Below are 25,104 nucleotides of genomic sequence, written 5' to 3' on the forward strand. Positions count from 1 at the left end.
AATGACCGGAATATCACCAGGGGAAGCCATGAACCGCCGTCTCGCGTCCGCCGCCGTCGTCCTCGGCTCGGCCGCCGCGCTGCTCAGCACCGCGGGGGCGTCGTACGCCGCCACGGGCGCGCCCGCCGCGCAGCCCGCCGCCTCCTCCGTCACCTGGCAGCCGTGCGCGGAGCCGTCCGGCTACGACCACTTCTTCGAGCTGCGCTCCGCCACCGTCCACCACGGCAAGGTGACCGTGCGGGTCACCCCGGAGACGTGCCGGGTGAACAAGCACGACGACGAGGACGTCGACTACACCGCGACCGGCGCCGCGCGCACGCTCGTGGTGCCCGCGTCCGCGTCGGTGAAAGTCCTCAAGGACACCACCTCGCCGCACAAGGTCACCCCGCGCTGGCTGGTGACCCACGACCTGGACCACGCCCACTTCTTCTACCGCCTCGACGCTCGGCACCAGGTCGGCGCGATGGAGCAGATCTACCACCCGTGAGGGACCGCTGACGCGGGGCCGGGGGAGTGGCAGGATCTGTCGCCATGGACTTCTCCGAAGTGCTTCGACGGCGGCGGATGATCCGGCACTACTCCGACCGCCCGCTGGCTCCCGACGTGGTCGAGCGGGTGCTCGCGTCCGCGCTGCGCGCCCCGTCGGCCGGGTTCTCCCAGGGCTGGGCGTTCCTCGCCCTGACCGACCCGGCCGACCGGGCCCGCTTCTGGCCGTTCGTGCCGACCCGGGTGGAGCAGACCCCGACCATGCAGGACGCCCCGCTGGTCGTGGTGCCGCTCGCGCACAAGGCGGCCTACCTGGCGCGGTACGCCGAGCCGGACAAGGGCTGGGAGGACCGGGCGGAGGCGCGCTGGCCCGCCCCGTACTGGTACATCGACACCGGCATGGCCGCACTGCTGATGCTGCTGACCGCGGTCGACGAGGGCCTGGGCGCCTGCTTCTTCGGCATCATGCCCGAGCATCTCCAGCCGTTCCGCGAGGAGTTCGGGGTGCCCGAGGAGTACGCCCCGATCGGCGGGATCACGGTCGGCTACCGCGCCGACGACGTGCCCGCGCAGAACCCGCGCACCGCGCAGCGCCGCCGGGACCCGGCCGAGGTGATCCATCGCGGCAGCTGGGGCCGCCATGCCTGAGGCTGGACCCGGCCCCGAGCCCCGCCCGGAGCGGGGGGCTACCAGCGGTTCAACGCGGCCCGGGTGACGGCGACCGGATCGCCGCCCAGCACCTGCGCGGCGAGCGCCTGGCGCAGCAGCGCCGCGGCGAGGGCGAACGCCTCCGTACCGGACCCGAGCGGGTCGAAGGCGGCGCGGTCCACCCGCAACAGCCCTGGCGGAAGGGGGCGTTCGCCGGGCGGGGCGACGAGCGCGCCGAGGACGGCGGGCACGAAGTCGGAGGGCAGGCCCGCCGCGAGCGGGCCGCCCAGCTCGCTGCGGCAGCCGCAGGCCGCGTTCAGTTCCAGCGGTGTGCCGTGCCGCACCTCGACCACGGCGGAGCCCCCGGCGGCGCCCGGCGCGAAGGAGGCGCCGAGCAGCGCGCGCATCGTGGCCCCGCCGTACGCGCGGCGCAGCTCCACCACGGTGCGGGCGGGCCGGCCGCGTCGCCCGTCGCCGGGTCCTGGCCGCTCGCGCCGCGCGGTGTGCGCCGCGGGGTACGCCGCCGAGGGCTCGTCGGGGCGGATCGCGGCGCGCCGCCCGCCCAGTCTGCTGACGATCATCGCGGTGCCATCCCCCAGGCGCGCCGCCAGGCGTTGTTGAAGAGTCCGGGGTGGTTGTCGATCACCTCGGGGCTGTAGTTCCGGGCGGGCGGGTGGGTGCGCAGCGCCTGCTCGTAGGCGTCCTGCGGGCTCGCGCCGCCGTCCATCAGCCGGGATTCGGTGAGTTGGTGGCGCAGGAAGTTGACCTCGGCCTCGCCCAGGGCGCGGCCGGCGGCCAGGGCGGTGCGGACGGCGGTGACCATGGCGTCGTTGGGAGCGAAGCGGCCGAGTTCGGGGCGGGCCAGGTGGGCGACGACGCGGGCGAGGTGCGCGGAGGTGAACTCCCCTGCGGCGGGCAGGGATTCGGCCCAGGTGGGCGCCGGCGCGCGGAGAGTGGGGGAGGGCGGCGGCCCGGCCGCAGGAGTGGGCGCCGGCCGCTTCGGGTCCGGCGGACGACTCCGCCCGGGAGCGGTGGGCCGGGTCGCCGCTTGAGGGGCCTGAGCGGTCTGAGGGGCCTGAGCCGTCTGGGCTGTCCGAGCCGCCTGGCCTGCCCGGCCGGCCCGCGCCGCTCGCCGCGCCCGTCCGCCGCGCACCGTACGGGCCGCCGCTGCGCGCAGTGCCCCGCCGCGCCCGGCGGACGGCCCGGCCGCGGCCGCCCGGCGCCGCCGCCAGTACCCGAACACCACGACCAGCAGCACCAGTTCGGGCAGCGCCCGGATTAGCGGCCGCACCCACCCCGTGCCGCTGCCGCTCTGCGCGGTGGTGCCCGCCGCGACCTGCCGGGGGGTGGCCGCGCCGAGCCACACCGTCCGCGAACCGGCGTCCGCCGCGGGCTTGTCGAGGGATTTCCCTACGCTGGTGGGCAGTTGGGCGTAGTCCGACCGGAAGCCGGCGCCGCCGACCTGCTGGAAGGGCACCTTCGTCAGGTCGACCCCGCCGTAGACGTAGGTGCGGGTGTAGACGGTGTCGCCCTCGGTGGTCTTGTGCGTGACGTGGAACTCGCCCTTGGTGTACGAGTCCACGTAGTCGTGGAAGGTGTCGGTGGGCTTCCAACCGGTCGCCGTGGTCCAGGGGGAGATGTCGCCCCGGTCCACCAGGCTGCCGTAGGAGGTTTCGCGCTCGCTGCTCAGCTCGCGGTACCACTCGGCGGCGACCCGGGCGAGGTAGACGCGGCGCAGGTCGGCGTACGCCGGTGCGGTGTTGATCTCCTTCTTCAGCTTCGGCAGGACCAGGCTGCGGAAGAGCTGCTCGTTGTGGGTCTGCGTGGCCTTGTCCTGCTTGGGGCAGGACGCGGCGGCGGAGGTGCCGCGCAGCTTGAGGTACTGCGTCTCCATCTCGACGTTCAGCGGGGCGTCGAGGATGTAGAGCTTGTCGCCGTCCTGGTGCACCTTGGCGGTGCCGGGCACGATCCAGGTCCGGTACGACATGCAGTCGCCCGCCATCCCGTCCCAGAACTGCTTGCCCAGCGCGGTGTCGGGGTGGATCAGGGCGCCGATGCTCTTCTTCATCCTCAGGTCGGCCTGGAGCATGATCCGCCCGGCGTCGGTGCGGCCCAGCTTGGCGTCCACGATCCGGTCCGGCTCGGTGGGGTTGAGGTTCACCCAGAACGCGGACGGGTCCAGCTCCAGCCAGACGAAGAACGCGTCGGAGCTCTCGGTCGCCGCCGCGGCGCCCGTGGACTGGCGGTTGTCGCCGCCCAGCGGGTCCAGGCCGGCGCTGAAGGAGTACTGCAACCCGCTGCCGTCGCCGGGGTCGGCGAGGTAGCTCAGCCGCAGCGTGGAGAAGTCGATGCCGCCGTCGGCCTGGCCGGGCGAGGTGAGGGTCGAACCCAGGCCCGTGGCGTCGGAACCGGTGTCGGACCCGGCGGCGGACCCGGACCCCGCGGACGGGTCGCCGTCCTCGTCGCCGCAGGGCCCGGCCGCGCGGACGGTGTACGCGGCCGGCACGGCGGCGGTACCGGCAGGGGACCTGGCAGCGGACCCGGCAGGGGACCCGGCGCTCCCCGCCGCCTTGCCCCCGGCTCCCGCACAGGGCGAGGACGGCGTGGTGAACGGCTCGGGCGCCGGCTCGGCCTCCTTCTCCATCGCCTTCCGCGCGCCCTCGATGTCGAGTTCCAGGTCCTGCTTGGCGCGGCCGTTGCGCTCGCTGCGGTACATCTCGTACTGGTCGCGGACCCGCTTCTCGGCCCGGTCCTGCGCCTTGGGCCCCTTGGCGGCCGCCGCCTTGCGGGCCGCGTCGATCTCCTTGTTCATCTGCGCGGTCTCCGCGACGCTCAGGTCGTAGGCCCGGCCGTACACCAGCGGCGTCTGCGGGTGGTAGAGCGGGGAGCACGTGGGGCACTGGCGGCGCTCGGAACCGCCCAGGGCGATGGCCTGCCAGGGGATGCCGAGCTTGGCGAGCTGCCGTTGGAGCACCACCTCGGAGTGCGGGCCCTTCGGGCTGTTGAGCGCGGACAGCGCCATGAGGTGCCCGCTGCCCGCCTGCGCCAACTGGGCTACCAGGGCCGGGTCCAGGTACTTCTTCAGCGGCTCGACCTCCGCGACCGACGCCTGCCAGGCGTTCTTGCTGGTGACGCTGAAGGTGGCGGTCTCCATCGCGAGCTTCTGGATCTGCTCGGCGGTCAGCATCAGGGGGTTGAGGAAGACGACGGCGCCGTTGCGCAGCGGGTCGAACGCCTTGTCCTTGTCGCCCTGGGGGAGTTCGTCGTAGAGCTTGAGGCGCAGTTCCATCACCGGCCGCAGCGGCGCGCTGAGCAGCGGGTTGTCCTCCGCCTTGGACAGGTCGGTGCCGTCCGCCGCGCCCGGCGGTCTCGTGCCGCCGGCCGGCTGCCCGCCGTCGGCCACGCCGCGCGGCGCCACGGCGACCGTCGCCGACAGGAGCAGCAGCAGGACGGTGAGGGCGCGCAGCACCGAAGGAACGACCGGGCGCGCCGCCTTGGGCCGGTGCCCGTGTACGCGTAACCGAAGCATGTCCACCACGACGTCGTATCCCCCGTGTCGTCGGCCGGTACCGCCCGGCCCAGCGTCCCACCGGTGCCGAACGCCCGGCAAGGCGGCGGGCGGCACCGGAGTCGGCGGCGGGCCCGTATTGAAGCTTTCAACCGGCCCTGGCGGCAGGCGGATCGGGGTGGGGCGTCGCGTCGCCGCAGATCAATTCCTGGTTGAACTGTTGATTGAACGAGGCGCCGGGGCTAGCGTGCGCCGGTGATTTGAATCGTCTCAGTCCGGAGTCGTGGGCAGCGGGGCCGTACGAGCGGGCGCCGCGGCACTGCCACGCGCCTGCAACGGGAAGAGGGGTCATGATCCATCGGTCGACAGGCAGGGGAACGCTGGCGGCACTGTCCGCGGGCATCACGCTGCTCGGCATGCTGACGGCGAACTCGGCGGCTGCGCAGCCCACTTCGGGCACCGCACAGACCGCGCACACCGCGGACAGCCCATGGACCGACACCGGCTACCAGCCCCGTCCGGGGGACTGGCAGCCCTACGTCCTCGCGCCGCGCGGCCACAGCGTCGACCCGGTCGCGGTGACCTCGGTCGCCGCCCGCGGCGGCTCGGTCCAGGGCGACCCGAAGGCGCTGCTCGGCGGCGCCAAGTCGCCGCTGCGGCTGACCAGTCCGGGGGACCGTACCCGATCCCCGCTGGTGACCCTGGACTTCGGCAAGGACGTCGGCGGCAAGATCCGGATACGGGTGGCCGGCGCGTCCAGCACCCCGCCTCGACTGCACGTCTGCTTCAGCGAGTCGCAGCAGTACGCGGCCTCCGCCACGCAGAGCAACAGCGGCGAGGACACCGTCGCCCCCGGCTGCGACACGGCCAACATCTGGAACGGCTACCCCGGCCAGCCCTACACCTACGACGCCGACAGCCACACCTTCACCCTCGACCCGGCGAAGCTCCCGGCGACCCTCACCGACAGCCAGCTGCGCGGCGGCTTCCGCTACGCCACCGTCTTCCTCGACGGCCCCGGCTGGGTCGACCTCGGGGCGGTCTCCCTGGACTTCTCGGCCGTGCCCGCGCAGGCGGACCCGGCCGACTACCAGGGCTGGTTCCTGTCCAGCGACAACGAACTGAACAAGGTCTGGTACAGCGGCGCGTACACCGTCCAGCTCGACACCTGGATGTCCGACACCGCCAAGAGCTGGCCCTACCAGACCGGCGAGGCCGACCACTCCGACACGCAGGTGCCCGGCGCCGACCCGGACCAGGAGGTCATCTTCGACGGCGCCAAGCGCGACCGGGTGGTCTGGCAGGGCGACCTCGCCATCCAGGCGCCGGTCACGTACCTGAGCACCGACGACGTGCCCGCCGTCGACAACTCCCTGTCCTCGCTCGCCTCCCAGCAGCTCTCCGACGGCTACGTCCCCGCCGAGAGCCTGGTCGGCCCGCACAACCAGGACGAGATCCGCAGCTACGGCGAGTACGTCACCTGGTTCGTGTACAACCACTACGAGCACTGGCTCTACACCGGCGACCGGGCCTACCTGGCGCGGTGGTGGCCGCAGTTGACCAGGGCGATGGCCTGGCTGGAGTCGGTGCGGCAGCAGGACGGCAGCGGGCTGATCTCGTTCGCCGCCGCCAACTCCTGCGGCCACTACGGCTACAGCGACTGCGGCCACGAGACGTACGTCAACGCGCTGTACAAGCGGAACCTCGACGAGATGGCCGAACTCGCCGGCGCCCGGGGCGACACCGGCGGCGCCCGGACGTACGCCGCCCGCGCCACCGAGGTGAAGGACGCGATCAACTCCCGCCTGTGGGACGCCTCGACGGGCGCCTACCGGCTGTCCACCGAGATCCCGACCGCCTACCCGCAGGACGCCAACGCCGCCGCCGTGCTCACCGGCGTCGCCGACGACACCCGCTCCGCGCAGGCGCTGGCCTACCTGCGCGCCGCCAACTGGAGCGCCTACGGCTCCCTGACCGTCTCCCCCAGCACCCCGAACCCCTCCATCCAGCCCTTCTACGAGCCGCTGCCCAGCGGGTTCGAGGTCAGCGCCCGGCTCGCCGCGGCCGACCCGACCGGCACCGAGCAGCAGCAGGCGCTCCAGCTGATCCGCACCTTCTGGGGCCACCAACTCGCCGAGGACCCCGGCAGCACCCTGTGGGAGAAGGCGAACCCCGACGGCGACCCGGGCATCGCGCAGTTCACCAGCCTCGCCCACGGCTGGGCCGCCGGGCCGACGATCTCACTGACCACCCAGGTGCTCGGCGTCCGGCCGACCGCCGCGGGCTTCGCCGGCTACACGATCGCGCCGGCCCCCGGCGGCCTGACCTGGGCACAGGGCAGCGTCCCCACCCCGCACGGCGCGATCACCGCGTCCTGGCGCTCCACCGCCGGCGGCTTCACCCTCACCGCGACCGCCCCGCGCGGCACCCGCGGCGTACTGGCCGTGCCCACCGGCGGCCACCGGGTCAGCGTCGCGCTCGACGGCCGTACGGTCTGGAACGGCACCCGCGCGGTGGGCGGCGCCCAGGTCACCGCCGACGCCACCGGCGTCCGCGTCTCGGGGGTCGGCCCGGGGCACCACACCCTGACCTCGCACCTGCTGTGACGCCGCAGGGCAGGTGACACCCGGCCCGGACCAGCCGCCTCTTTGCCGGCCGGCCGCTTCTGCGCGGTCGGCCGGCCCGCGCCGGTCAGGCGTCAGGCGCAGTCGGGGCAGAGCCCGCGGTAGGTGACCTCGGCGGCGGAGACGGTGAAGCCGAAGCGCTCCTGCTCGGGGAGGGCGGCGAGCGGGTCGCCGGTGGGGTGCACGTCACGGACCGTGCCGCAGCGGGCACAGACCAGGTGCTGGTGCGGGCGGTGGGCGTTCGGGTCGTACCGCTTGGCGCGGCCGTCCGTGGTGACTTCCACCACTTCGCCGAGGGAGACCAGCTCGCCGAGGGTGTTGTAGACGGTCGCCCGGGAGATCTCGGGCAGCCGCTCGATGGCGCGCGCGTGCACCTCGTCGGCCGTGAGGTGCACGTGCTCGCCGTCGAGTACCTGGGCCACGACGCGCCGCTGCGAGGTCATCCGCCAGCCGCGGCCCCGCAGCCGTTCCACCAGGTCGCTCATGTCGGTTCACCTCTTCGGGTTCGCGGGCTGCCCGCAATTTACCAGGGCGGGTCCGAAACTTGACCGGATATGCGTTTGGCCGGCTTCTTGACTTGGACAGCGTCCATCGTAGGATCGGTTCCGGCGACAGCCAAGGGCCGGGGAGAGCCTCGTGCGGCGGAAGAGGCCGGCGTGGCGGGGAACAGGCGCGCGACACCCGGACGTCGGACCCGGCACGGCACTTCCCTCCACCCTGCTGCCGCCGGTAGCCGTCCGCAGTGCCCGAGCACCGTGATCCGCCTGGTCCGGAAGGATTTCCATGTCTGACAACCCCAACAACGACGCGATCGTCGTGGACGCGAAGACGGAGGGTACGGGCGGCTGCCCGGTCGCCCACGAGCGCGCCCCGCACCCGACCCAGGGCGGCGGGAACCGCGGCTGGTGGCCGGACCGGCTGAACCTGAAGATCCTCGCCAAGAACCCCGCGGTGGCCAACCCGCTCGGCGAGGACTTCGACTACGCGGCGGCGTTCAACACCCTCGACCTCGCGGCGGTCAAGCAGGACATCGCCGAGGTCCTCACCACCTCGCAGGACTGGTGGCCGGCCGACTTCGGCAACTACGGCCCGCTCATGATCCGGATGGCCTGGCACAGCGCGGGCACCTACCGGATCAGCGACGGCCGCGGCGGCGCCGGCGCCGGTCAGCAGCGCTTCGCCCCGCTGAACAGCTGGCCGGACAACGGCAACCTGGACAAGGCCCGCCGCCTGCTGTGGCCGGTGAAGAAGAAGTACGGCCAGAGCCTGTCCTGGGCCGACCTGCTGATCCTCACCGGCAACGTCGCCCTGGAGTCCATGGGCTTCACGACCTTCGGGTTCGCCGGCGGCCGCGAGGACGTGTGGGAGCCGGAGGAGGACGTTTACTGGGGCCCGGAGACCACCTGGCTCGACGACCAGCGCTACACCGGCGACCGCGAGCTGGAAAGCCCGCTCGGCGCGGTCCAGATGGGCCTGATCTACGTCAACCCCGAGGGCCCCAACGGCAACCCGGACCCGATCGCCGCGGCCCGCGACATCCGTGAGACGTTCCGCCGGATGGCGATGAACGACGAGGAGACCGTCGCCCTGATCGCCGGCGGCCACACCTTCGGCAAGACCCACGGCGCCGGCCCGGCCGACGCCGTCGGCGACGACCCCGAGGGCGCGCCGATCGAGGCGCAGGGCCTGGGCTGGAAGAACAGCTACGCCACCGGCAAGGGCGCGGACGCGATCACCTCCGGCCTCGAGGTGACCTGGACCGACACCCCCACCAAGTGGGACAACAGCTTCTTCGACATCCTCTTCGGCTACGAGTGGGAGCTCGACAAGAGCCCGGCCGGCGCCAACCAGTGGAAGCCGAAGGACGGCGCCGGGCAGGGCACCGTGCCGCACGCCCACGACGCCACCAAGAAGATCGCGCCCGGCATGCTCACCACCGACCTGGCGCTGCGCTTCGACCCGATCTACGAGCCGATCTCCCGCCGCTTCCACGAGAACCCGGCCGAGTTCGCCGACGCGTTCGCCCGCGCCTGGTACAAGCTCACCCACCGCGACCTGGGCCCGAAGTCCCTGCTGCTCGGCCCCGAGGTGCCCGCGGAGACCCTGCTGTGGCAGGACCCGCTGCCCGAGGCGGAGGGCGAGGCGATCGACGCCGCCGACGTCACCGCGCTCAAGGCGAAGATCCTCGCCACCGGCCTGACCGTCTCCCAGCTGGTCTCCGCCGCCTGGGCGTCGGCCTCGACCTACCGCGGCAGCGACAAGCGCGGCGGCGCCAACGGCGCCCGGGTCCGCCTGGAGCCGCAGCGCGGCTGGGAGGTCAACAACCCCGACCAGCTCGCGGCCGTGCTGACCGCGCTCGAGGGCGTGCAGCAGGAGTTCAACGCCGCCGGCGCCAAGAAGGTGTCGCTGGCCGACCTGATCGTGCTCGGCGGCGCCGCGGCGATCGAGAAGGCCGCCAAGGACGGCGGGCAGGACATCGAGGTGCCGTTCACCGCCGGCCGCGTCGACGCGACCGACGAGCACACCGACGCCGAGTCGTTCGCCGCGCTGGAGCCGGGCGCCGACGGCTTCCGCAACTACGTCGGCAAGGGCAACCGGCTCGGTGCGGAGTACCTGCTGATCGACCGGGCCAACCTGCTCACCCTCAGCGCCCCCGAGACCACCGTGCTCGTCGGCGGCCTGCGGGTGCTGGGCGCCAACTACGACGGCTCGAAGCTCGGTGTGTTCACCGACGCCCCGGGCACCCTGACGAACGACTTCTTCGTCAACCTGCTTGACCTGGGCGTCACATGGACGCCGACGTCCGAGGACTCCACCACCTTCGAGGCCCGCGACGACGCCACCGGCGAGGTCAAGTGGACGGGTACCCGCGCCGACCTCGTCTTCGGCTCGAACTCCGAGCTGCGGGCGCTGGCCGAGGTGTACGCGAGCGACGACGCCAAGGGGAAGTTCGTCGCGGACTTCGTCGCGGCGTGGACCAAGGTGATGGACCTCGACCGGTTCGACCTGCGCTGAGGCTCCGCCCGGCTGAGCACTCGCGCAGCTGAGCACCCGCACCACTGAACACGCGGACCGCGTCCGGGCCACGGCCCCGGCGCGGTCCGCGCGTTTCCGCCCCCGCGCACCCCGCTGCCCCGCGCGCCCCGCCGTACGCGCCCTGGTTGTCGCCATATAGGACGAATGGGGCGTGGCTTCGCGGGAATCGGGGGCCGCGGTCTGCATGATGGCGGGGCGGCTGACTGTCGCCGGCCGCGGGCCGCGAGCGAAGTGGGTGGAGCATGCCGGAGCAGGGACTCTCCTCGTACGGGTCGTACGGTTCGGCCCGCGGGGTCAACCGCCGGGCGCTGCTCCAGGCGGCCGGGCTGGGCGCCGGGGTCCTCGCGGCGGGCGGGATGGCGGCGCCCCGGGCGGAGGCGGCCGGCCCGGCGGAAGGCGGCTCGGCGCCGGCCCCGTTGGACGCGGCGAGCGCGGAGCTGCCGCTGACCGGCGGCCCGGACTTCCCGATCGGCCTGTTCTGGCCGCCGCACCCGTACGAGACGACGCTCGCCCGCTACCAGGAGATGGCCGACGCCGGCTTCACCTTCCTGATCACCGGCAACTACCAGTTCGACGCGCGCAGCGCGGCGTACGCGCTCGGCCTTGCCGACCAGGTCGGGCTGAAGGTGCTGGTCGCGGACGACCCGCGGATCGAGGCGCTCGCCCAGTACCTGACCGTCACCGACGACCGCACGGTGCCGTCGTCGATCACCACCGCCGACGCCGCCTCCTGGGTGCGTACCGCGCTGGGCAGTTACACCAGCCACCCCGCGCTCGCGGGCGTCAGCGTCTACGACGAGCCCTCGCGGGTCCGCTTCCCCAACGTCGGCGCGCTCACCGCCGTCGTACGCTCCGCCGCGCCCGGCCTGCTGCCGTACGCCAACATCAACCGCGGCAACGGCGCGTCGTACGCGGACTTCGTGCAGACCTACGTCGACACGGTGAAGCCCGCGCTGATCTCCTTCGACCGCTACCCGATCCTCACCGGCGGCATCGACACCGACTACTTCGACACGTGGGCGATCGTGCGGGCCGCGTCGCTGACGTCGGGCCTGCCCGCGTGGACGTACATCCAGTCCACCGGCTACAACAACCACCGGGTGCCCACCGCCTCGCAGTTGGCCTGGCAGGTCAACATCAGCCTCGCGTACGGCTGCAAGGGCATCCAGTACTTCACGTACTGGACCCCCGACCCGGCCCGCGGTGAGGGCTACACCCAAGCGCTGATCACCACCGACGGCAAGCGCACCCCGCTCTACGACGCCGCCACCGCCCTCAACACCGGCTGGCTGCGGCCGGTCGGGCGCGAACTCAAGCCGCTGGTCTCGCAGTCGGTGCAGCACGCGGGCGAGACGCCGCTGCCGCCCGGCACCACCGCCTTCACGCCGGACGACGTCGTCGCCGCGGTCACCGGGGACGCCGCCGTGCTCGGCATCTTCGCGCCCGCCCCCGGCACCGCCGACGACGGCACCCGTCACCTCCTCGTCGTCAACCGCGACCCCGACACCCCCGCGTCGCTCCAGGTGCGGCTGGCCCCGGGCCGTACCGCCGCGGTCTTCGCGCCCGCCACCGGCACGTACGCCGAGCCGGGCGCTGCCGCCGTGCTCTCCCTCCAACTGGCCCCGGGAGCAGCCGCGTTGTACCGCGTCGAAAGCAACTGAGCCTGTTCGTCGGCTGGCTCGGGCCGACTCGGCTCGCGCTGGCAGGGCATCAGGTCATGGCGCCCGTCCGCTCGTTCTGGAGCGTCCACAGGTCGTGGAACAGGCCGGGGGCGTCGCGGAGTTCGGCGAAGGTGCCGTACTGCACGATCCGCCCCCGGTCGAGCACCGCGACCTTGTCGGCCACGGCGACGTTCGTCAGCCGGTGGGTGACCAGGACGACGGCCCGGTCGGCGGCGAGCGCGCGCAGCCCGGTGAAGATACGGTGCTCCGCGCGCGGGTCGAGTGCGGCGGTCGGCTCGTCGAGCACGAGTAGGCCGGCCTCGCGGTGGAAGGCGCGGGCGAGGGCGACGCGCTGCCACTGGCCGCCGGAGAGCTCCTGGCCGCCCCACCACTCGCGGGCGAGCAGGGTGTCAAGGCCCGAGCGCAGGGCGGCCACCACGTCGTCGGCGCCGGAGGCACGGGCGGCGGTGTGCACGGCGGCATCGGGATCGGGGGCGGTGTCGGGGTTGGGGTTGGGGCTGGGATCTGGGCCGGGGTCGCCGGGACCGGCGGTCCTGGCCGTCACGGGCTGGCCGAGCGTGATGTTCTCGCGGGCGGTCAGCGGCCACTGGGCGTAGTCCTGCGGCACCATCGCGACCCGGTGCCAGGCGGCCTGCGGGTCGAGGCAGTGGGTGTCGGCCCCGTCCCAGGTGACGGCCCCGGTCGTGGGCAGGTAGAGCGCGGCGAGCAGCTTGCTCAGCGTCGTCTTGCCGGAGCCGTTCTCGCCGACCAGGGCGAGCACTTCGCCCCGGCGCACGTCGAGGTCGATGTCCCGCAGGGTCGGCGCGTCGGCGTCCGGGTAGGTGTAGCCGAGGCGCTCGGCGCGGACGACCGCGGGACCGGTGGGCACCACGCTGCCGCGCCTGGCCCGGTGCCCGCCGGCCTCGTCGAGGAAGTCGGACCAGTCGTCGAGGTACATGCCGGTGCGGAAGATGATCGCGCCGTAGCCGACGATGCCGTGCAGCCCCGACGCCACCGAGCGCAGCGCGAACGTCGCGGTGCCCGCCGAGGCGACCGAGATGCGCCCGGTACCGATCAGCGCGATCAGCGCCGCCCACACCGCGCCCGACGCGAGCCCGCCGACGAGGCTGCCGGCCAGCGAGGTGCGCGCCGCCTGCCATGCCGCGCGGTCGGTGGCGGCGTCCACCCGGGCGCCCGCGGCGCGGTACTTGCCGAGCAGGAAGTCGGCCATGGTGCCCGAGCGGATCTGGTCGGCGTTGGCCTTGTCGACCAGGTGCCAGCGCAGCAGCCCGAGCAGGCGCCGGTCGCTCAGGGTGTCCAGCGAGGCGAGGTAGTTCAGGCGGGCGGCTCGCACCCCGGCGACCGCCTGGGGCAGCGCCGCCAGCACCAGCAGGGGCAGCAGCAGCGGGTGCACCGAGGTGAGCACGGCAGCCGCGGCGACCAGTGACGCGGTCGCGGCCAGGATGTTCTGGGACTGGTTGAGCAGGTCCTGCGAGACCTCGACCCCGCGGTCGGCCGCGTCCCACCGGTCGTTGTAGCCGGGGTGGTCGTAGGCCGTCAGCTCCGCGTGGGTCGCCGCGTCCAGCAGCCGCAGCTCCGCCTCGCGGGCGATCCGCGGCGCCAGCCGCGTGGACAGGCCGCCCACCGTGATGCCCAGCACCGCCCGTACCCCGGCCGCCGAGGCGAGCAGGGCGATCGACGGCACCGCGTCGCGCAGCCGCGCCCCGATGTGCCCGGACGCGATCACGGCCGTCACGGTGCCGGTCACCGCGAGCAGGCCGAGCGCCTCCAGCACCCCCGAGAGCACCTGGCACACCAGCAGCGCGACCACCGCCCGGCGGTCCACCTGCCACGCCATCCCCAGCGCACGCCCGATCAGTTGGGGCAGCCGCCGGGCCATCGCCCGCGAGGTGATGGCGTGCCCGGCACTCTGTAGCCGTCCTCCGAAGATCTCGAACCGCATCTCCTCCGGGGGCCCCTCGACCTCGGCCTTCTCCTTCTTCTCCTCCTCCTGCGCCGCCACGTCAGAAGGAGCCTCCCCCTGAGCTTCCTCCCGAGCTGCGGGCACCTGATCGACCATCGGGTCCCTCCCCCCACGATCCGGCCCACCAGTCTGCCGGGCCCCCACCCAAACCCCCACCGGCGCACAGGCGCACCCGCCCACCCCCAGCGCACGCCCCGGCGCCCGTGACGTGCGCCGCCCGCCGATGGTCGCGTAGATGCGCGTGGTGCGCGCGCACTGCGCGGTCTTACTGCGCGAGCGCAGAGAGGGGGTTGGCGCAGGTCAGTGGGGTGAAAGGCGGTGCGCGGGCGGGGAGTTGGCGGAGGGGCGGGTGAGGGCGGCTACGCGCGAATGGGCGTGCGGAGGCTCGGAATGGGGCTACGATGCTCTCTGTTCGCAGGATCTGAGCCCGAAGTGAGCATTTCGGGTGGATGGTCCTGTCCGGTTCGACGGCGAAGGGGTGCCCGGTGTCGGGTGGAGCGCAAGGCGGGGGTCCGGTGGTGAAGGGTGCCGGCGGCCCCGGGAGATGGGCGCGGGCGGGGCGGTGGCTGCGGACGGCGGGGCGGGTCTTCGTGGTCGCGGTGGCGTTCGCGAAGAATCTGGGGGACGTGGTCGGCGGGATCGAACGGCATCTGTGAAAAGGCGGCCCGTGGGCTGCGGATTAACCGGTAATGAACCGGAAAACGGTCGCTGTCCAACCGGCCGCGCGGAGACTGGGTCACCCGTACCGCCAGCACTGTCCGCACCGCCCGTGCTGCTCGCGCCGTGGCCGAACGAAACGCCTCTGAGCTGCACGGTTCTCCCTGATGTGGAAGTCTCGCACCGTCCTTCACGGCCGCCGGCACGGAGTTTTCCTTTCCCGTGCCGTTTTCCGGGAATACGTCCGAGGCGGCGGTCGGGGAAATCGGAAACCCGATATTGACACCCCTGAATGGGCGCCCTAATCTCGGAAATCGGGGGCGCTCAGCACCCGAAACCACCTTTACTTCCCTGGAGGAATTCATGGCTACTGGGGCCGAGAAGTTCGAGGGCGTCGAGGTCATCTGCGGCGTCTACGACAAGGACCTCGCTCCGGCGTACTCGGGTGACGACGTGGAGGCGCACTCGGCGGAGAAGCTCCCGTCGGACAGCGTCATCTGCGGCGTGTACGACAAGGAGAACGCCTGAGCTCGAGGGGAGCGGGCGCTCACGCGCCCGTACCGCCGTCGACGCGCCGCCGTTGACGTACCGGTCCCGTGACGACCTGCCTCCCAGGTCGTGAGGCCCGGGCCGGGTGCGCCGCCGAGAGGCCGCGCACCCGGCCCGGGATCTTCCGTCCGTCACGTCCCTCGACAGGAAGCCCACGGCGAACGATGAGAGTCCTCGAAGGAAAGTCCGGCGTCTGGTACCTCGGCCCCGGCTCGACCGTGCTCATGCCGAAGCGGTTCCACGACGGCGGGCGGCTGACGGCCGAAGGGCGCGCCGAGTTGGCGCGGCAGGGCGTCGAGCAGCCCAAGCCGGCCAGCCGCTACAGCCTCACCGTGGTCACCTCGACCGCCTGCAACCTCGGTTGCCCGTACTGCTTCCAGAACACCGAGGCGGCCGAGCCCGGCCGCTTCGACCCGCCGCGCATCGCGCGCGAAGTGCTCGATCGCCCGATGATCGAGAAGATCGCCGCCTTCACCGAACCCCGGCTGCGTGCCTCGGGCCTCGGCCGGCTGTTCGTGCTGCTGTTCGGCGGCGAGCCGCTGCTCAACCGCTGGGGCTGCGTCGAACTGCTCGGCCGACTCTCGCAGTTGGCCCCGCTGACCGCGTCCATGGTCAGCAACGGCGTCCTGCTGACCGCCCGGACGGCCGCCAAGTTGGAGGCGGCCGGGCTGCGTTCGGTGCAGATCACCCTCGACGGGCCGCGTGAACTGCACGACGGCACCCGCTTCACCCGGGCCGGCCGCGGCACCTTCGACAAGGTACTCGCCAACTGCGCGGCCGTGCAGGAGGCCACGGACCTGCGGCTGTCGCTGCGGCTGAACACCACCGCCGAGGGGCTGCCGCTGCTCGGCGGGCTCGTCGCGGACCTCGCGCAGCGGCTCGACCCGGCCCGCTGCAACCTCGACATCGCCCCGGTCCTCAACTACGACGGCATGTTCGACCCGGTGATGAAGCGGTCGGCGGCCGACGTCGACGTGCTGCTGCGGGCCTATGCCGACGCGCTCGAACTCGGCTTCACCGTCGGCTGGCCGGGCGGCAGCGACTGCGGCTTCTGCGGTCGGCGCGACGGCAGCACCGGCGCGGTGATCAACGCCGACGGCACGCTCTACAGCTGCTGGGAGACGATCGGCAAGGCGGGCTACGAAGTCGGCAGCGTGGAGGGCGGCTACACCGACTATCCGGCCGAACGCTGGGTGAGCTGCGGGGAGTTCGCGGTCAGCGCCACGACGGCCGCACAGTCCCAGGCGTTCGACGACGCGCTGACCGTGGGGCTGCTGGAGATGCTGCGGGCCAGGATGCGCCGGGCGGCGGCGCGGAAGGCGGCTCAGGCTCAGGAGACGACTCAGGAAGCGGCTCAGAAGGAGGCTCAGGGGGCGACTCAGGGGGCGGTCCGGGACACGGCCCAGGAGGAGGCCCGGCCGCCCGCGCCCGCGTCCTTGGCGGTGACCGGCTCGTGAGGGTCCTGCTGTGCCCGCTGAGCAGCGGCGGCTTCCTCTACCCGGCGACGGCGGCGGCCCTGGAGCTGCACCGGCGCGGGCATGACGTCACGCTCTTCGCCACGGGCGCGGCGGGGCGCGCGGCAGCCGCCGCCGGGATCGCGGTGCTGCCCTCGGCGACCGATGGCGCACCGCACGCCTTCGACGTGAGCCGGTGGTTCCGCGACGGCGCGTCGCAATACCGCGTCGTGCGCGAGGCGGCGCGGGCGCTGCGGCCCGATGTCGTGGTGACCTCGGTGCTCTGCCCGGGTGCGCTCCTGGCGGCGGAGGCCCTGGACCTGCCCGCCGTGGTGCTCGGCCTGGCGTGCCACCTGTGGCCGTACGCGGAAGGGGCGCCGGGCGGTGGGGGCGGCGACGCCGACAGCGAGGACCGCGAGTGGCGGCTGACGGAGACCTTGCGCCACTACCAGGCGCTGCGCGAGGAGTTGGGGCTCCGTATTCCCGAACCAGCGGCCGCCACACGGCAGTTGTACGGCGCCGCCTTCCTGTTGCGCGGCCACCCCGACCTCGAACGTCCGGGCGCCGTGCTGCCGCCGGGCGTAGGGCACGTCGGCCCGCTGTGGTGGGAGCCGCCCGCCGGGGACGGCGAGGGCGGCGGGGACGGCGAGGGAGCCGCACTCGCCGCACACCTCGACCGGGTGGGAAAGCCGGTCGTCTACGTCCACTTGGGGCGCACTTTCGGCGGCGAAAGCCTGTGGCGGTGGATCGACGAGGCGTTCACCGGCACCGGGCTCCAGGCCGTGGTGGAGCTCGCCCGCACCCCTGACCGCGCGCCGGCGCCCGGCTCCGACGTCATCACGGTCCGCCGGCCGCGGATGGGCGACCTGCTGGCGCGGGCCGAGGCCGTGGTCGGCAACGGCACCAGCGCACCGGTGCTCGGCGCACTGCTGCACGGCAAGCCGCTGCTGCTGCGGCCCAACGGCGGTGAGCAGCGGCTGCTCGCCGCCGCCTGCCTGCGGGCCGGGGTCGCGGCGCCGCTGCCCGAACGCCCGGCAGAAAGCGAGGCGTTGGTCCGCGCGGTTGCTGATCCCCGGCTGCGTACGGCCGTCGGCGCGCTCGGGGCCGCACTCGCCCAGGCCAAGAGCGCCGCCGCGGCCGCGCAGGTGATCGAGGAGGCCGCCCGTTGACGTCACCGCCCGCGACCCGCCCCGCCCTGTCTGCCCTGTTCGCCCCGCCCGCCCCGTCCCGCCGGACCGAGGAGCGCCCGTGACCGCCAGCAGCCCCGCCGCCGTCCCCACCGACCACGCCGCCGTCGCCTACGACGCCACCGCGCCCTTCTACGACCAGCTCTCCCAGGGCGACGACTACACCGTCTTCGGCGACATCCTGGAGACGCTGATCAAGCGCGCCGACCCGCCCGGCAACCGCCTGCTGGACGCCGGCTGCGGCACCGGCCGCAGTACCGTCGCCTTCGCCGAGCGCGGCTTCGACCCGGTGGGCGTGGACATCAGCGCCGGCATGATCGCCGTCGCACGCGCCAAGTACGCGGACACCGGCATCGGCTTCCATGTCCACGACCTGCGGCTGCCGTTCACCGCGGACGGCACGTACGACGTCGTGCTGTGCATGAGCGACATCGTCAACTACCTCGCCGACCCGCAGCACCTGCGGGAGGCGCTGGCCGGCATCGGCAGGGTGACCCGGCCCGGCGGCGTGCTGGTCTTCGACGCCAACACCGCCCGCGGCTACGGCCTGATGACCTCCACGCACGTCTACGAGTACGACGGCCTGTACGCGACCATGAGCGGCCGGTTCCTCGCGCGCGAGGGGGAGCCGCGGCGCTTCCGCATGGTCATGAACGCCTTCCGCACCTCACCCGGGCAGCCCGACGTGTGGCGGCGCGAGCGGGTCGAGCACCTCCAACGGCACCACAGCCACGAGGAGTTCGCCGAAGCGCTGGACGCCGCGGGCCTGGACCTGGTGGCCGCGCACGGCCTGGAGCGGGACGGCTCGCTGTCCGACCGGGTGGACGAGGACGCCCACACCAAGGGCCTCTACGTCGCCCGGCGCCGCGCTGCCGGCTGATCCGGCCCGCCACCCCCGTGGCCCGCCCGACTTGCTGCCCGACCTGCTGCCCGACCGCCGTCCCACCTGCCGTCCGACGCTCGCACGATCCGGCTCGCACCCCGGGGGCATGACGTGATCAACCGCAGTTTCACCCTGATCTGGGTCAGCCAGGCGCTGTCCGACGTGGCCAGCGAGATGACGTCGCTCGCGCTGCCGCTGGCGGTGCTCGCGGCGACCCACTCGGCCGTGGACGCGGCGCTGGTCGCCACCGTCGTCGGGATCGCCCAGCTCCTGGCGAAGCTGCCGAGCGGGCTGATCGCCGACACGTACCACCGCAAGCGGCTGATGCTGCTGTGCGACGCGGCGCGGGCGGCGGTCGCGCTGCTGCTGGCGCTCGCGCTGGCGACGGGGAACCTCACCACGATCGTGGCGGTCGGCTCCGCAGCGACGATCGCGCTGTTCTCCTCGGTGTTCGGGCCGGCCGAGTCCGGGGTGCTGCGCCAGGCGGTGCCGCTGGAGCGGCGGCGCGAGGCGATCACCCGCAACATCGTCCGCAGCAACATCGCCATCGCGGTCGGCCCGCCGCTGGGCGGCATGCTGCTCGCGGCCGGCGCACCGACGGCGTTCTTCGCGGACGCCTGCTCGTACCTGCTGTCGCTGGCGCTGGTGGCACGGGTCGCCTACACGCACGTCGCCCGGCCGCGCGCGAGCGCGGCCGCCACGCACCCGCTGCGCAACACCGCCAACGAGCTGACGCTCGGCTTCGGCTGGGTCTTCCGCCGCACCGGCCTGGTGGTGCTCATCGCGTTCGCCGCGTACGTCAACCTGCTCGGCCGCTCCATCGAACTGCTCGCGGCGTTCGGGGTGTCGCACGACGGCGCGCACCCGGTCTCCGCCGGGCTGGTCCTCACCGCCGCGGGCGTCGGCGGCATCGCGGGCGGGCTGTGCGCGGGGTGGATTCTGAAGCGGATGACGCCGACCGCGATCGTGGCCGCCGCGTCGGTGGCGTGGCTGCTGATGATGCCGTGCGCGTCCACGGGTGACGAGTTGACCAGCGCGGTCGCCGTCGGCCTGGTGGTGTTCTCGCTGCCGTCGGTCGGCTCGCTGGTGGGGCTGACGATCAGCGTGGAGGCCCCGACCCACCTCCAGGGCCGGGTGGGCGGCGCGGTCACCCTGCTCGCGATCAGCATCGCGTGGGCCGGCCCCGGGCTGACCGGCTTCCTCATCTCCGCCCAAGGGCCGCTCACCGCCTCGGTGGTGCTGGCCGCACCGATGGTCGTACCGCTGATCGTCCTGGCGGCGAGTCCGCGGCTGCGCGCGGCAGTCGGCAAGATCGGCACCGTGCCCGCCCGCGAACCCGAGCCCGAGCCCGAACCCGTCGCGGCCCCCGCCGAGCAGGACGTGCTGGCCCACGGCGAACCGGCGATCCAGGGTTCGCCCGCGGCCGCCGCCGCTCGGCCGTCGCTCGAACTCGACGACCCCCTCGGCCCGTTCGCGATGCTCGCACTCGGACTCGGACGCGCCCGGCCCCTGCCTTGACGCGGGCCGGGCAGGGCAGGGCCGGGCCGGGCCGAGGGTACGGCGGCTGGCAGCCCGGGTCGCCGTGTCAGCCCGGCCCACCGGGTGAGCGGTCGACAGCTTCGACCGGCGACGGCCGCACCGCCGTACCCGCACCAAACCGGGCAAGCCCGGCGACAACTCCACCCTCCTCAACGACCGCTCACGACCGGCTACTTGTGAAGCCGTCAGCCGCATGGTGCCCTTGTTCTCTCTGGTGCAACTGATGCCAAGGAGGCGGACGAGTCCCATGAACAAGCGAACAGTCGCCATGGCGGTGCTGATACCGGCCTTGCTGGGCACGACCTGCGGTGTCGCCTCGGCGCAGCCCGCGCCGAAGGCGGCCTCCTCGGTCGTCACCCTGACCTACGACGCCAGCCGGGCCGGCCAGTGGGCGAGCGCGATCACGCAGGGCGTGCAGAACTGGAACGACGCCGTGCACAACGTCCAACTGGTGCCCGCGACCTCGGCCGGCTCGGCCGACTACGTCTACGTCGCCACGAGCGGCTGGCCCGAGACCACGCTCGGCCCGATCTTCCCCGGCGGCAGCGGCGAGGTCGAGCTCGGCCAGGAAGCCGTCGACGAGGGCTACGACGTGACCCGCATCGCCGCCCACGAGACCGGGCACATCCTCGGCCTGCCCGACGACTACAGCGGCCCCTGCTCGGAGTTGATGTCCGGCCACGGCCCCGGCACCTCCTGCACCAACGCGCTGCCGTCCGCCGCCGAGGCCGCGCAGGTCGACGAGAACTACGCCGACGGCTCCGACGCGGTCCACCCGAACCACCACCAGACCGTCGTCGACGTCTGGACCGCGCCCACCCTCGCCGCCGCCCGCTGACCGGCCGCGACCGACCAGGTGTACGCGGCGGGCGGCCCGGCACCGCCCCGCCCGCCGCGGCCACCCGGACCTCGGTCGGCCAAGTGCCCTACCCGGCGTCCGGACCGGGACCCGGACCTCGATCCGGCCCCGGACCCGGCCCCGGGCGCAGGGTGAGCAGAGTGATCTCGCTCGGGGCGAAGACACGGAACGGCGGTCCCCAGAAGCCGGCACCGCGGCTGGTGTAGAGCTGGGTGCGCTCGCCGTGCCGGCTCAGCCCGTGCACCACCGGCTGGTCGATCCGGACGAGGAAGTTGAACGGCCATATCTGGCCGCCGTGGGTGTGCCCGGACACCTGGAGGTCGATCCCGGCGGCCGCCGCCTGCCCGACGTACTTGGGCTGATGGGCGACGAGCAGCACCGGCCGGTCGGGGTCCGCGCCCGCGAGCGCGTCCTCCAGGTTCGCGCGGTGCCCGGCGAGGCCGGACGACTCCGCCGTCACGTCGTCCACCCCGGCCAGGACCAGGGCGTCGCCGCCCCGTTCGACCGTCACGTGGCGGTTGTGCAGCGGCTCCCAGTCCAGCTCCGCCATCCGGTCCAGCCAGCCCTGGGCCTCGCTGAAGTACTCGTGGTTCCCCGTGACGTAGACCTTCGCGAGCCGGGCCCGGATCGTGCCGAGCGGCGCGGACTGCGCTCGCCGCTGCACCGGGGTGCCGTCGGCGATGTCGCCCGCGTGCACCACGATGTCCGCCTCCAGCGCGTTGACCGCCTCGGCGACCCGTACCGACCAGCGCTCACGGTCGATCGGCCCGTAGTGGGTGTCGGCCAGCAGCACCACGCGCGTCCCGTCCAGACCCGCGCCGAGCCGCGGTATCCGGATGTCCAGCCGCTTCACCCGGGGCACGCGCATCGCTTCGTAATGTCCCCAGGCCAGCAGGACGGCGCAGACCGCGGCGACCGCGACGGCGACGACCCGGGCCCGGTGGGCGCCGCCCGCGCCCGACCCGATCAGCACCAGGTGCACCAGACCGCCCAGCACCGACCAGGTGAACAGCACCCACACCGCACCGAGGGTGCTGTCCGCGATCCGGGATGCCCGGTCGCTGCGCCGCCGACCGTGACCCGCGGCCATCAGGAACGGGAACGCGACGAGGGACGCGCCGAAGACCACCGTGCCGACGACGAACACCGGCAGCGGCCAGTCGGTGCCCGAGCCGAAGAGCGTCCACCAGGGCAGGACGAACAGCAGGGCGAGGACCAGGAAGACCACGCCGCCGCCGAGCCGCCGGCGCAGCGACCCCCGGGGTCCGGGCGGTGCCTCCTCGGCCCCGCCCGCGACCTCCGCCGTCCCCACGGACTCGCTCTCCATCACCATGCCGCCACCCCTCACCTCAGCCGTCCCACCGTCAACTCCCATCATCCATCCATCCGGCAGGCCGCGGCGGAACGATCGCGGACGGCTGTGGATAACCCCGGCGCCCCTTGGAAAACCCGGTGAAAGCGCCCCAGAGCGGCCGTGACGACGCCTCCGAACACCCGTGAAAACGACGAAAGTTGGTCTAGTCCTCTTGACGTGGCGTGCGGCGCGCGGTTTGGTACGTACCAACTCAGGCCCGAGATGCACCTTCCCCCCACCACTTCACGCTTGAGGGGCTTTCATGCGCTTCGCGAAATGGGCGGCCTCCGCTGCCGCGCTCACGCTCGTGACCGCCGGTGCGGCCGTCGCCCTCGCCCCCGCCGGCAATGCCGCGTCGACCGCCGGCTACTCCGTGGCTCCCTACGTCGACATGTCGAACAGCCAGGAGGGCCTGCTCGACACCGCCATCACCGGCCACGGCCTCGGCTCGTACACCGCGGCCTTCGTCCTCGGCTCCGGCTGCAACCAGATCTGGGGCGACACCCTCCCCATCGGCGCCGACTCCTACACCGACCCGCTGATCGCCAAGGCGAAGTCCGAGGGCGCCTCGGTCATCATCTCCTCCGGCGGCGCGAGCGGGCTGCCGCTCGCCTGGACCTGCTCCACGCAGAGCTCGATCGACGCGGGCTACCAGGCGATCATCGACGACTACGGCGTCAACCGCCTCGACTTCGACATCGAGGGCGCCGCCATCGCCGACACGGCCGCCGCGGCGCGGCAGATGCAGGCGATGAAGGACCTCAAGGCGGCCAACCCCGACCTCCAGTTCTCGGTGACGCTGCCGGTCCTCACCAGCGGGCTGACCTCCGACGGCGTCAACATCCTCAAGGCCGCCAAGAGCGCGGGGATCAAGATCGACGTCGTCAACATCATGACCATGGACTTCTACGAGGGCACCGGCACCGAGATGGGCGACGGCTCGGTCGCCGCGGCCAAGGCCACGCTCGCCCAGATGCAGTCCGTCGACTCCGGCTACACCTACGCCAACCTCGGCATCACACCGATGATCGGCAAGAACGACGACGGCTCCACCTTCACCCTCGCCGACGCCCAGACGGTCGAGAGCTTCGCGGCCCAGAACGGCGTCGGGCGGCTGGCGTTCTGGTCGATCAACCGCGACCAGCCGTGCAGCGGCACCGCCAACTCCCTGCCCACGTGCAGCGAGATCAGCCAGAACAGCTTCGCCTTCACCGACACCTTCGTCCCGTTCGCGGGCGGCTCCGGCAGTACCACTGGCGGCTCCACGACGACCGGCGGTACCACGACCGGAGGTACGACGACCACCGGCGGCTCCACGACCGGCGGTACGACGACCACGGGCGGCACCACGACCACCGGCGGCTCAGGCGGCACCACCTGCACCGCCGCCTCCTGGAGTTCCAGCGCCGTCTACACCGGCGGCGACACCGTCTCCTGGAACGGCCACACCTGGCAGGCCAAGTGGTGGACCCAGGGCGAAGAGCCCGGCACCACCGGCGAATGGGGCGTCTGGCAGGACGAGGGCGCCTGCTGACCCACACCCCCCACCGTCCGGCCCGCCCCCTTCCCGGGGCCGGGCCGGACGCACGTCGGGACCTTTCCCGGACCCGTAAGCGGCGGTTCCTTCTTGGCGGGAGGGGGCGCGCGGCTTGGTAGGGAGAACGTTCGGTCTTGACAAGGGCCGCGGCTCCGCCTTTCATAGTGGGGAGACCGAACGTTCTCTCCCGTGAGGCGTCCGGTCGAAGCCCGGCACCGAACCGCTTCCGCTGAAAGGCACTTCCGTGGACACCCTCACCGCGACCCCCGCCCCCGCTGCCATCCCCACCACCGTTGCCGTGGCCCTGCGGAAGCTGTACTTCGTGCGCTTCGCGTTCGCCGCGGTCTGGGCGGCCCTGCTGTTCACGACCTCCGGCAAGCTCGGGGCGCCCGCGGCCACCCTGCTGGTGATCTACCCGTTGTTCGACGTCGCCTGCGCGGTCGTCGACCTCAGCTCCGCCCGCGGCAACGGCCAGCCGCTGCGCGGCCTCTACGCGAACGCCGTGCTCAGTACCCTCACCGCCATCGGCCTCGCCGCTGCCGCCACCTCCGGTATCCCCGCAGCCCTGCGCGTCTGGGGCGCCTGGGCCATCACCGCGGGCCTCGTCCAGCTCGGCGTCGCCGTCGCCCGCCGCCACCTCGGCGGCCAGTGGGCCATGATCGCCAGCGGCACCATCTCCACCCTCGCCGGCGCCTCGTTCATCGCCCAGGCCGCCAAGAGCGGCGCCTCCCTGCACACCCTCGCGGGCTACGCCTTCCTCGGCGGCGTCTTCTTCCTCGTCTCAGCCCTCCGCCTCCCCCGCACGGCCTGACGCCGGGGCGGGCTCCGTCCCCTGCGGGGTAAGCGCAGCCGAACAGCAGGTCGGACCGGGGTTGCGCCGCTTGCCCCCGCATGCTCGACAGTCCTGTCCGTCAACGAACGGACAGGAGAAGACATGCCTCCCAAGAAGAACTCCCGCGCTCAGGCACAGCGCAAGGGGCGCCGCGCCTACATCGAACTGAGCATCGGGCACGTCCGGTTCACCGCCCCCAAGCCCACCGGGCGCCTCGCCGCCCGCATCCGCAGGGCAACCGCCCAGTGCCTGGGGACGTGGTACGTCTGCCTGACGGCCTTTCACCTGATCCCGCGCCGCTGAACC

20 protein-coding genes are annotated in these 25,104 nt (G+C 73.2%); 15 read left to right on the top strand and 5 right to left on the bottom strand.

Going from position 1 to position 25,104, the window contains the following annotated elements; genetic code table 11:
• Positions 1-28 precede the first annotated feature (28 nt).
• Positions 29-487 (top strand): hypothetical protein, encoded by a 459-nt coding sequence (locus AC3EVP_RS08255; RefSeq protein WP_435127658.1) that lies wholly within the window; start codon positions 29-31, stop codon positions 485-487.
• Between the two features lie 44 nt (positions 488-531).
• Complete coding sequence (locus AC3EVP_RS08260) at positions 532-1,134, top strand: nitroreductase family protein (RefSeq protein ID WP_435127660.1); 603 nt, start codon at positions 532-534, stop codon at positions 1,132-1,134.
• Positions 1,135-1,172: 38 nt separating this feature from the next.
• On the opposite strand, the gene AC3EVP_RS08265 is transcribed toward AC3EVP_RS08260, so the two are convergent.
• Both AC3EVP_RS08265 and AC3EVP_RS08270 read right to left on the bottom strand, forming a co-directional pair.
• Positions 1,173-1,715, bottom strand: a complete 543-nt coding sequence (locus tag AC3EVP_RS08265) for a hypothetical protein (protein ID WP_435127662.1) — start codon at positions 1,713-1,715, stop codon at positions 1,173-1,175.
• The gene (locus AC3EVP_RS08270; protein WP_435127664.1) at positions 1,712-4,672 is read right to left on the bottom strand and encodes a hypothetical protein; all 2,961 of its coding nucleotides are present in this window, start codon (positions 4,670-4,672) and stop codon (positions 1,712-1,714) included. The genes AC3EVP_RS08265 and AC3EVP_RS08270 overlap by 4 nt, the downstream gene beginning before the upstream one ends.
• Positions 4,673-4,992: 320 nt before the next feature.
• On the opposite strand from AC3EVP_RS08270, the gene AC3EVP_RS08275 reads away from it, so the two are divergent.
• Positions 4,993-7,248 (top strand): alpha-L-rhamnosidase-related protein, encoded by a 2,256-nt coding sequence (locus tag AC3EVP_RS08275; protein ID WP_435127666.1) that lies wholly within the window; start codon positions 4,993-4,995, stop codon positions 7,246-7,248.
• Positions 7,249-7,340: 92 nt separating this feature from the next.
• Here AC3EVP_RS08275 and AC3EVP_RS08280 read toward each other — a convergent pair whose 3' ends face one another.
• Entirely contained in the window at positions 7,341-7,751 is a 411-nt protein-coding gene (locus tag AC3EVP_RS08280) for a Fur family transcriptional regulator (RefSeq protein WP_335971376.1), read from the bottom strand.
• A 298-nt stretch (positions 7,752-8,049) separates the two neighbouring features.
• Here AC3EVP_RS08280 and katG point away from each other — a divergent pair, with 298 nt between their 5' ends.
• Together katG and AC3EVP_RS08290 are read left to right on the top strand one after the other, a co-directional pair.
• Entirely contained in the window at positions 8,050-10,281 is a 2,232-nt protein-coding gene (gene katG, locus AC3EVP_RS08285; protein WP_335971375.1) for a catalase/peroxidase HPI, read from the top strand.
• Between the two features lie 263 nt (positions 10,282-10,544).
• Positions 10,545-11,963, top strand: coding sequence for a hypothetical protein (locus AC3EVP_RS08290; RefSeq protein WP_435127669.1), 1,419 nt, complete (start codon positions 10,545-10,547; stop codon positions 11,961-11,963).
• A gap of 49 nt (positions 11,964-12,012) precedes the next feature.
• Here the strand turns inward: AC3EVP_RS08290 and AC3EVP_RS08295 are convergent, their stop codons facing one another.
• Positions 12,013-14,043, bottom strand: coding sequence for an ATP-binding cassette domain-containing protein (locus AC3EVP_RS08295; RefSeq protein WP_435127671.1), 2,031 nt, complete (start codon positions 14,041-14,043; stop codon positions 12,013-12,015).
• Between the two features lie 419 nt (positions 14,044-14,462).
• Here AC3EVP_RS08295 and AC3EVP_RS08300 point away from each other — a divergent pair, with 419 nt between their 5' ends.
• From AC3EVP_RS08300 to AC3EVP_RS08330, 7 genes are all read left to right on the top strand, one after another.
• Positions 14,463-14,603, top strand: coding sequence for a hypothetical protein (locus AC3EVP_RS08300; RefSeq protein WP_435127673.1), 141 nt, complete (start codon positions 14,463-14,465; stop codon positions 14,601-14,603).
• Between the two features lie 364 nt (positions 14,604-14,967).
• On the top strand, positions 14,968-15,132 hold the full coding sequence (locus AC3EVP_RS08305; RefSeq protein ID WP_335971369.1) for a hypothetical protein: 165 nt from the start codon (positions 14,968-14,970) through the stop codon (positions 15,130-15,132).
• A 185-nt stretch (positions 15,133-15,317) separates the two neighbouring features.
• Positions 15,318-16,610: a radical SAM protein gene (locus tag AC3EVP_RS08310; RefSeq protein ID WP_435127675.1), complete on the top strand. Its 1,293-nt coding sequence runs from the start codon at positions 15,318-15,320 to the stop codon at positions 16,608-16,610.
• Positions 16,607-17,776, top strand: coding sequence for a glycosyltransferase (locus tag AC3EVP_RS08315; protein WP_435127677.1), 1,170 nt, complete (start codon positions 16,607-16,609; stop codon positions 17,774-17,776). The genes AC3EVP_RS08310 and AC3EVP_RS08315 overlap by 4 nt, the downstream gene beginning before the upstream one ends.
• Positions 17,777-17,855: 79 nt before the next feature.
• Positions 17,856-18,674 (top strand): class I SAM-dependent DNA methyltransferase, encoded by an 819-nt coding sequence (locus AC3EVP_RS08320; RefSeq protein WP_335971362.1) that lies wholly within the window; start codon positions 17,856-17,858, stop codon positions 18,672-18,674.
• 114 nt (positions 18,675-18,788) lie between these two features.
• Entirely contained in the window at positions 18,789-20,195 is a 1,407-nt protein-coding gene (locus AC3EVP_RS08325; RefSeq protein ID WP_435127680.1) for an MFS transporter, read from the top strand.
• 268 nt (positions 20,196-20,463) lie between these two features.
• Positions 20,464-21,054 (top strand): snapalysin family zinc-dependent metalloprotease, encoded by a 591-nt coding sequence (locus AC3EVP_RS08330; protein WP_435127682.1) that lies wholly within the window; start codon positions 20,464-20,466, stop codon positions 21,052-21,054.
• 88 nt (positions 21,055-21,142) lie between these two features.
• Here the strand turns inward: AC3EVP_RS08330 and AC3EVP_RS08335 are convergent, their stop codons facing one another.
• The gene (locus AC3EVP_RS08335; protein ID WP_435127684.1) at positions 21,143-22,408 is read right to left on the bottom strand and encodes a metallophosphoesterase; all 1,266 of its coding nucleotides are present in this window, start codon (positions 22,406-22,408) and stop codon (positions 21,143-21,145) included.
• A gap of 283 nt (positions 22,409-22,691) precedes the next feature.
• Here AC3EVP_RS08335 and AC3EVP_RS08340 point away from each other — a divergent pair, with 283 nt between their 5' ends.
• From AC3EVP_RS08340 to AC3EVP_RS08350, 3 genes are all read left to right on the top strand, one after another.
• A complete protein-coding gene (locus AC3EVP_RS08340; protein WP_435127686.1) occupies positions 22,692-23,963 on the top strand; it encodes a chitinase in 1,272 nt (423 codons plus the stop codon).
• 247 nt (positions 23,964-24,210) lie between these two features.
• Complete coding sequence (locus AC3EVP_RS08345) at positions 24,211-24,777, top strand: hypothetical protein (RefSeq protein ID WP_435127688.1); 567 nt, start codon at positions 24,211-24,213, stop codon at positions 24,775-24,777.
• A gap of 123 nt (positions 24,778-24,900) precedes the next feature.
• A complete protein-coding gene (locus AC3EVP_RS08350; protein WP_435127690.1) occupies positions 24,901-25,101 on the top strand; it encodes a hypothetical protein in 201 nt (66 codons plus the stop codon).
• The last annotated feature ends 3 nt before the right edge of the window (positions 25,102-25,104 follow it).

The organism is Actinacidiphila sp. bgisy144, assembly GCF_057708105.1.